The organism is Streptomyces sp. NPDC007164, assembly GCF_040634135.1.
GTDB lineage: Bacteria > Actinomycetota > Actinomycetes > Streptomycetales > Streptomycetaceae > Streptomyces > Streptomyces sanglieri.
Genome location: NZ_JBEYFB010000019.1, coordinates 138,377 through 145,770 on the forward strand (window position 1 = coordinate 138,377; position 7,394 = coordinate 145,770).

Sequence of the window (7,394 nt, forward strand, 5' to 3'; positions counted from 1 at the left end):
TTGCTCCGTCGTGCTCTCCGTCGTGCCCTGCTCCGTTGTCCTCGGTCGTGTTCAGATCATGTGCATGCCGCCGTTCACATGGATGACTTCGCCCTGGACGAAGCTCGCGGCGGGCGAGCAGAGGAAGGTGACGACGGAGGCGACTTCCTCCGGCCGGCCCAGGCGGCCCAGCGGGGTGGTGGCGAGCGCGGTGTCGCCGCGGTCGGCCACGTAGTCGCGGGTCATGGGGGTCTCGATGATGCCGGGCGAGACCATGTTGATCCGTGCCCTGGAGCCGAGTTCCCAGGCCAGGCTGCGGGAGAAGGCGAGCAGCGCGCCCTTGGTCGCCGCGTAGTGCGCGTGCCGGACGCTTCCCCGGTGACCGGCCATGGAGGTCAGATTGACGATGCTGCCGCCCTCGTTGAGGTGGGGCAGGACGGCACGGGTCAGGTAGAAGACACCGTTGAGGTTGACCGAGATGACGGTGTTCCACTGCTCGTCGGTCATGTCGGCGACGGCCTGCTCGGGGTAGATCCCGGCGGCGGGTACGAGGAAGTCGACCGAGCCGAATGTCTCGACGGCGGCGGCGACGAACGCGTTGTTGCTCTCCGGCGATGCCGCGTCCAGGGTGCGGGTGATCACGGTGGTGCCTGTGGGGTCGAGCGTCGCGGCGAACTCCGCCAGTGCCTCGGCGTTCAGGTCGCCGAGCACCAGGTTGGCGCCTGCCGCGTGGAACTGGCGGGCCACCTCGCGGGCGATACCGCCGCCCGCGCCGGACAGGAGGAGGGTCCGGCCCTCGAAGGGGCGGACGTCAGTCCGCGGGGCCTGCTGCGTCTGCTGTGTGGTCGCTGTCATGGTCTTCCTCTGTGAACAGTTCGGGGTGTCGGGCCAGTTCGAGCCGGGTGCGGCGGATGTGGCCGGTGAGAAAACGTTCGGCGTCGACGATGTCGGCCCGCTTGATCGCGTCGATGATCAGGCGGTGCTCGGCGTGGATCAGTTCCCAGCCGCTGTCGCCCGCGAGCCGGGCGAAGGCGCGGCGGTAGTGCTGGGTGGTGTTCCAGAACCGGTCGACCATGGCGGTGATCTGGGCGACGCGGCATCCGGCGTAGGTGAGCAGGTGGAGCCGGCCGTCGAGGGCCAGGAAGCGGTCCACGTCGGTGGTGAGCTCGATCTGCCGCGCGATCGTCTCCAGTTCGGCGACCTGCTCGGCGGTCAGATGCGGGATGCTCTCGCCGAGGGCGAGCGGTTCCAGGCGTTCGCGGATCTTGTAGACGCCCTCGCACTCCGCCATGTCCATCCTGGAGACCCAGGCACCGCTGTTGGACTTCACTACGGTCAGTCCCTCGGCCGCCAGTATCCGCAGGGCCTCGCGTACGGGCAGCCGGCTGGCGCCGAGCTGCGCTGCGACCTGCTCCTGCATGATCCGGGCGCCGGGGCGCAGTTCACCGCTGAGGATGGCGGCACGCAGATGGTCCGCGACGCGCTGGCTGGCGACGGCGGCGCTGGATCCGGGCGTGCTGGATCCCGAGGGGCCGGATCCGGTGGTCGGACTGGGTGACATGGTTCTCCCTGGTGCGGTGGCGCGGCGGCGTGTTCAGACGGAAGGCTGCCACAGCAGTACCGGTGAGCCGGCCTCGTACCGCTTGCCGTCCGGGTAGGAGACCAGCTCCAGCTGCATCCCCCAGGGAGTGAGGAAGTAGACCCAGCGCTGCCCCTCGCTCGGGCCGGAGCTGGCCGTGGGTTCGCCCAGGATCCGTACGCCGTGCCGTCGCAGGTGGGCCACGGCGGCGTCGAGGTCGGTGACGTAGAAGGCGAGATGGTGGCCGCCGACGTCGCTGTTGCGCGGCGGTCGCGTCTCCTGTCCGGGGGCCTCGTACTCGAAGATCTCGAAGTTCGGACCGCCGGCGCACCGGAAGAAGCGCAGCTCGCGCATCACGGCACGCGGGTGGACGCCGAGGTGGTCGCTCATCCAGGTGCCGTCGGAACGGAACGGGCCGAGCGAGTAGACGTGCTCGCAGCCGATCACCTCGACGAAGAACCTGGTCGCCTCTTCGAGGTCGGGAACGGTGAAGCCGATGTGCTCGACACCGGCCAGCCCGGGAAGCCCCCGCTCCTGGTCACCTGTGGAATGGATCCATCTGTCCGCCATGACTCTCACATTGCTCCGCCTCAGGTGCCGTAGTCAATGGACATTCCCGAAATCTGAACGTAACGTTCCGGTAACGAGGTATTGGCTATGGATCCATTCACTGCGACAGTGCTCACCGAATCACACAGGAGAGTGCTCATGCCCACACACCGGAAACTGGCCCCCGCATCACCCTGGACCGAGGTGACGGCGACCAAGAAGGACTGGCACGGCGCGGACCCCCGGCTGCTGACCTCGATGTTCACCCAGACCCTGCTGATCAGGACTTTCGAGGAGTACGTGCTCGACCTCGCGGGCCAGGGACTGGTCCACGGGCCGGCGCACTCCAGCATCGGCCAGGAGGGCGGCGCCGTCGGCTCCGTGCTGCCGCTGACCAGTGCCGACTTCGTCGGCGGCTCGCACCGGGGGCACCACCAGTTCCTCGCCAAGGCACTGGGACATGTCGCGCCCGACGGCGTCGACCTGCGCCGCCCCGTCGACGCGGAGGTGCGCACCGTCCTGCAGCGCAGCCTGGCCGAGATCTGCGGCCTGGCCAGGGGCTTCTGCCAGGGGCGCGGCGGATCCATGCACCTGCAGTGGCGCGAGGCCGGGGCCATGGGCACCAACGCGATCGTCGGCGGCGGCGTGCCGCAGGCCGCCGGGTTCGCCTGGTCGGCGCGGCAGGCCGGCACCGATGCCGTCTCGGTCACCTACTTCGGGGACGGCGCGGTCAACATCGGCTCCGTGCTGGAGACGATGAACCTCGCCGCCGCCTGGAAGCTGCCGGTCTGCTTCTTCATCGAGAACAACAAGTACGCCGTCTCCACCCACGTCGACGAGGCGACTGCCGAGCCCCGGCTGTCGGCGCGCGGACTGGGCTTCAACATCCCCAGCTGGCGCGTGGACGGCATGGACCCGCTCGCCACGTACCTCGCCATGAGCGAGGCCGTGGACCACATGCGCGCCGGTGGCGGCCCGACCGTCGTCGAGGCCGAGGTCTACCGCTTCTTCCACCAGAACGGCCCGTTCCCCGGCAGCGCGTTCGGCTACCGCACCAAGGACGAGGAGAAGGAGTGGCGGGCCCGCGACCCGCTCGCCCTCGTCTCGCACCAGCTCGTCGAGAACGGCGTCCTGAGCACCGAAGAGATCGAGGAGTGCACCGCGCGGGCCAAGGCGGTCATGGCCGCCATCGGTGACGAGCTGCTGGAGCCCGACCCCGACGGAAAGCCGGGCACCCGCCGCATCAGGCCCGCCGAATGGCCCGACCCGTCCTTCCGCGACGTCGGTGTACGGGGCGACCTCGGCGAGTTCGACGACGTACGCCTCGCCGACACCGGGACCGGCCCGGACGCGTTCCAGGGGCGCCTGGAACAGCGGAAGTTCATCGATGTCGTGGCCGAGGTGATGAGCCGGCGCATGGCCGAGGACCCGTCGGTCGTCGTCATGGGCGAGGACGTGCACCGGCTCAAGGGCGGCACCAACGGCGCCACCAAGGGCCTGGCCGAGGCCCACCCGGACCGGGTCCTGGGCACCCCGATCAGCGAGAACGCCTTCGCCGGACTGGCCGGCGGCATCGCGCTCGACGGCCGGTACAAGCCGGTGGTGGAGTTCATGTACGCCGACTTCATGTGGGTCGCCGCCGACCAGATCTTCAACCAGATCGGCAAGGCCCGGCACATGTTCGGCGGCGACGGACAGGGGTCCGGCGTCCCGCTCGTCCTGCGCAGCAAGGTCGCCATGGGCACCGGCTACGGCTCCCAGCACTCCATGGACCCGGCGGGGATCCTCGCCACGGCCCCCGGCTGGCGGATCGTCGCCCCGTCCACGCCCTTCGACTACGTGGGCCTGATGAACTCGGCGCTGACCTGCAAGGACCCGGTCGTCGTACTGGAGCACACCGACCTGTACAACTCGGTCGGTCCGGGCCCGGTGGACGACTTCGACTACTGCCTGCCGGTCGGCAGGGCGGCGGTGCGCCGCACCGGATCGCGGATCACCGTCGTGTCGTACCTCGCGATGACCAACTACGTCCTGGAGGCCGTCGAGCAGCTGGGCCTGGACGCCGAGGTCATCGACCTGCGCTGGCTGGACCGCGCCAGTCTCGACTGGGACACCCTCGGCGAGAGCATCCGCAAGACCAACAACGTGCTCATCGCCGAGCAGGGCCCCATCGGCACCTCCTACGGCGGCTGGCTGTCCGACGAGATCCAGCGCCGCTACTTCGACTGGCTCGACCAGCCGGTCGAGCGCGTCCAGGCCGGCGAGTCCTCGCCCAGCATCAGCAAGGTGCTGGAGCGGGCGGCGATCGCACGGACCGAAGAGGTCGTGGCCGCGCTCCAGCGGGTCACCGGGAACTGACCCTCCCCGTACGAGAGAACACCCAGGAGGGTTGATCATGGCAGAACTGTTCCGAATGCCCGCCGTGGCCGCCGACGCGGCAACGGCCGTACTGTCCGCCTGGCAGGTGGCGGAGGGGGCGTCGTTCACCAAGGACGACGCACTGGTCTCCATCGAGACCGACAAGGCCGAGGTGGACGTGTCCGCCGAGCGGGACGGCGTACTGCTCAAGGCGCTGTACGAGGCCGGCGTCGAGATCGAGGTCGGTGACCCGATCGCCGTGCTCGGCACCGTCGGCGAGCAGACCGGTGACCTCGACGCGCTGCTGGCGGAGCTCGGCGTGGCCGCGCCCGCCGAGGCCCGGCAGGCGGTGCGCCGGGACGTTCCGGAGGAGCCGGTCGCACCGGCGCCCTCCGTCGCGCCGGCTTCCGGTGAGCCGGATCGTGGCGGGCGGATCTTCAGCAGTCCGCTGGCTCGCAGGCTGGCCCGCGAGGCGGGCCTCGGCATCGAGGCCCTCACCGGCACCGGACCCGGCGGCCGCATCGTCCGCCGCGACGTCGAGGCCGCGGTCGCCGTCGCGGCCCGGCGGACGGAGGCGACGGAGCGGCCCGTGCCCCCGGCACCCCCGGCGGCCGCCCCCGTACCGCAGGCCACCGGCCCCGCCGCGCCCGTCTCCGCGGCCGGCACCGGTGACCACGAGGACATCCCGCACACCCGGATGCGCCGGGCCATCGCCAGGCGGCTCACCGAGAGCAAGCAGCACACCCCGCACTTCTACCTGCGGGCGACCTGCGCGGTCGACGAGCTGCTCGCCCTGCGGCAGCGGATCAACGCCGTCAGCCCGGTCAGGATCTCGGTCAACGACCTGCTGATCAAGGCCGTCGCCACGGCACACACCCAGGTGCCGGAGATGAATGCGGTGTGGCAGCCGGACGCCGTCCGACGGTTCCGAACCGTCGACGTGTCGGTCGCCATCGCCACCGACACGGGCCTGGTGACCCCGGTGCTGCGCGGGATCGAGAACCTGTCGGTGTCGGCGATCGCCACGCGGACCCGTGCGTTCGCGGAGCGGGCGCGCTCCGGTGGCCTGGTCCCCGCCGACCTCGAAGGCGGCTCGATCACCGTTTCGAACCTCGGCATGTACGGGGTCGAGGAGTTCGCCGCCATCATCAACCCGCCGCAGGCCGCGATCCTGGCCATCGGCGCCGCACGCGACGAGGCGGTGGTCCGCGACGGCGCGGTCACCGCGGCGAAGGTGCTCGGCGTGGTCCTGTCCGTGGACCACCGTCCGGTGGACGGCGCCGTGGCGGCGCGCTGGCTCGCGGCCTTCACCGAGGCCGTGGAGAACCCGGTCCGGCTCGTCGTCTGAACCCACCCCGGCAGGCCGGGCGGAGTGCGGCATCACCGCCGCAGTCCGCCCGGCCGAGCCCAAGTCCTGTCGTCCCCACCTGACGGCTGCCAGAGCACCCCAAGAGGACACCGATGTCTTTGATCCGCGGTTCCCGCACGCCAAGTGCGGCCACACCACACGAAACCCCGCGCGATGCGCTCGGCGAGCTGGACCAGCGCAATCTGCGGCGGCTGATGCCGCTGCTGCTGGCCGCCTACATCATGTCGTTCCTGGACCGGACCAACATCGGCCTGGCCAAGGAACGCCTGGAGGTCGACCTCGGCATCTCCGCCGCGGCCTACGGGCTGGGCGCGGGACTGTTCTTCCTCACCTACGCGATCTCCGAGGTGCCCAGCAACCTGATCATGTACCGGGTGGGCGCCCGCTGGTGGATCACCCGGATCATGCTGACCTGGGGCGTCATCTCCGCCTGCATGGCCTTCGTGCAGGGCGAGAAGTCCTTCTACGCCATGCGGCTGCTGCTCGGCGCCGCCGAGGCGGGGCTGCTGCCGGGCATCCTGCTCTACTTCACCTACTGGTTCCGCTCCGAGATCCGCGGCCGGGCCATCGGACTGCTCCTGCTCGGCGCCTCCATCGCCAGCGTCGTCGGAAACCCGCTCGGCGGACTGCTCATGGAGATGGACGGCCTCGGCGGCTGGCACGGCTGGCAGTGGATGTTCGTCATCGAGGGGATCCCCTGCCTCTTCCTGGCAGTCGCCATCTTCCGGTACCTGCCCGACGGCCCGGCCAAGGCACCCTGGCTGACGGCGGACGAGGCCCGGCTCGTCCAGGACGCGGTCACCCGCGAGCAGGCCGAGGGCTCCGAGGCGGCCGGCAACGGCTCCGGATCCGGCTCGCTGCTGACGGTGCTGCGCGACAAGCAGATGCTGCTGGCCATCTTCGCCAACTGGACGCACCAGGTCGCCCTGTACTCCGTCGTCTACTTCCTGCCCGGCATCATCGGCGGCTGGGGCGATCTCTCCCCGTTCACCATCGGGCTGCTGACCGGCCTGCCCTGGCTCACCGCGGCCGTCGGCGCCGTACTGGTCCCGCCCCGCGCGACCACGCCCCGGCGCTCCCGCAACTTCGTGGTGGTCGGCCTGCTGATGATGTTCACCGGCCTCATCGTCGCCGCCGTCGCCGGTCCCGTGATCGCCCTGCTCGGCTTCTGCTTCACCGGCCTGGCGTTCTTCGTCGTCCAGCCCCTGCTGTTCAACTTCCCCGCCACCCGACTGTCGGGCAAGACCCTCGCCGGTGGTCTGGCCCTGCTCAACACCATCGGCATCACCGGCGGCTTCGTCGGCCCGTACATCATGGGCTACGCCGAGGACGCCACCGGCAATCACCTGTCCGGCCTGTGGGTCTCCATCGTCCTGCTGGCCTTCGGCGCACTGGCGGCCACGCGGCTGCGCTTCTCCCCGAAGTCCTGACGGAAGCCGGCGTGGGGGGGGCCCCGCCCGGGGGGCCCCCCCCCCCCCCGGGGGGGCGGCCCCCCCCCCCCCCCCCCGCCCCCCCGCGCGTTTTTCACCCCCGGCCCGGCCCGCCACACCCCCACACACA

General features: G+C 70.7%; 6 protein-coding genes. 3 read left to right on the plus strand and 3 right to left on the minus strand.

The genetic code is table 11. The features are described 5' to 3' along the window. Window positions 1-51: 51 nt before the first annotated feature. The 3 genes from ABZ622_RS23675 to ABZ622_RS23685 are packed head-to-tail and all read right to left on the minus strand — an operon-like array spanning window position 52 to window position 2,128. Window positions 52-834 (minus strand): SDR family NAD(P)-dependent oxidoreductase, encoded by a 783-nt coding sequence (locus ABZ622_RS23675; protein ID WP_360546211.1) that lies wholly within the window; start codon window positions 832-834, stop codon window positions 52-54. Then, on the minus strand, window positions 791-1,540 hold the full coding sequence (locus ABZ622_RS23680; protein ID WP_360546213.1) for a GntR family transcriptional regulator: 750 nt from the start codon (window positions 1,538-1,540) through the stop codon (window positions 791-793). Before ABZ622_RS23680 ends, ABZ622_RS23675 begins: the two co-directional genes overlap by 44 nt. Before the next feature lie 33 nt (window positions 1,541-1,573). Then, a complete protein-coding gene (locus ABZ622_RS23685) occupies window positions 1,574-2,128 on the minus strand; it encodes a VOC family protein (RefSeq protein WP_360546215.1) in 555 nt (184 codons plus the stop codon). 138 nt (window positions 2,129-2,266) lie between these two features. Between ABZ622_RS23685 and ABZ622_RS23690 the strand changes: the two genes are divergently transcribed. The 3 genes from ABZ622_RS23690 to ABZ622_RS23700 all read left to right on the plus strand — a co-directional run bounded on the left by ABZ622_RS23690 (window position 2,267) and on the right by ABZ622_RS23700 (window position 7,264). Further along, a complete protein-coding gene (locus tag ABZ622_RS23690; RefSeq protein WP_360546217.1) occupies window positions 2,267-4,465 on the plus strand; it encodes a thiamine pyrophosphate-dependent enzyme in 2,199 nt (732 codons plus the stop codon). Between the two features lie 37 nt (window positions 4,466-4,502). Continuing rightward, the gene (locus ABZ622_RS23695; protein ID WP_360546219.1) at window positions 4,503-5,813 is read left to right on the plus strand and encodes a 2-oxo acid dehydrogenase subunit E2; all 1,311 of its coding nucleotides are present in this window, start codon (window positions 4,503-4,505) and stop codon (window positions 5,811-5,813) included. Window positions 5,814-5,926: 113 nt separating this feature from the next. Further along, a complete protein-coding gene (locus ABZ622_RS23700; protein WP_360546221.1) occupies window positions 5,927-7,264 on the plus strand; it encodes an MFS transporter in 1,338 nt (445 codons plus the stop codon). The last annotated feature ends 130 nt before the right edge of the window (window positions 7,265-7,394 follow it).

Excerpts from the sequence above, each read along its gene's own strand:
- ABZ622_RS23680 (WP_360546213.1), bottom strand. The coding sequence starts at position 1,540 with ATGTCACCCAGTCCGACCACCGGATCCGGCCCCTCGGGATCCAGCACG.
- ABZ622_RS23685 (WP_360546215.1), bottom strand. The coding sequence starts at position 2,128 with ATGGCGGACAGATGGATCCATTCCACAGGTGACCAGGAGCGGGGGCTT.
- ABZ622_RS23690 (WP_360546217.1), top strand. The coding sequence starts at position 2,267 with ATGCCCACACACCGGAAACTGGCCCCCGCATCACCCTGGACCGAGGTG.
- ABZ622_RS23675 (WP_360546211.1), bottom strand. The coding sequence starts at position 834 with ATGACAGCGACCACACAGCAGACGCAGCAGGCCCCGCGGACTGACGTC.
- ABZ622_RS23695 (WP_360546219.1), top strand. The coding sequence starts at position 4,503 with ATGGCAGAACTGTTCCGAATGCCCGCCGTGGCCGCCGACGCGGCAACG.
- ABZ622_RS23700 (WP_360546221.1), top strand. The coding sequence starts at position 5,927 with ATGTCTTTGATCCGCGGTTCCCGCACGCCAAGTGCGGCCACACCACAC.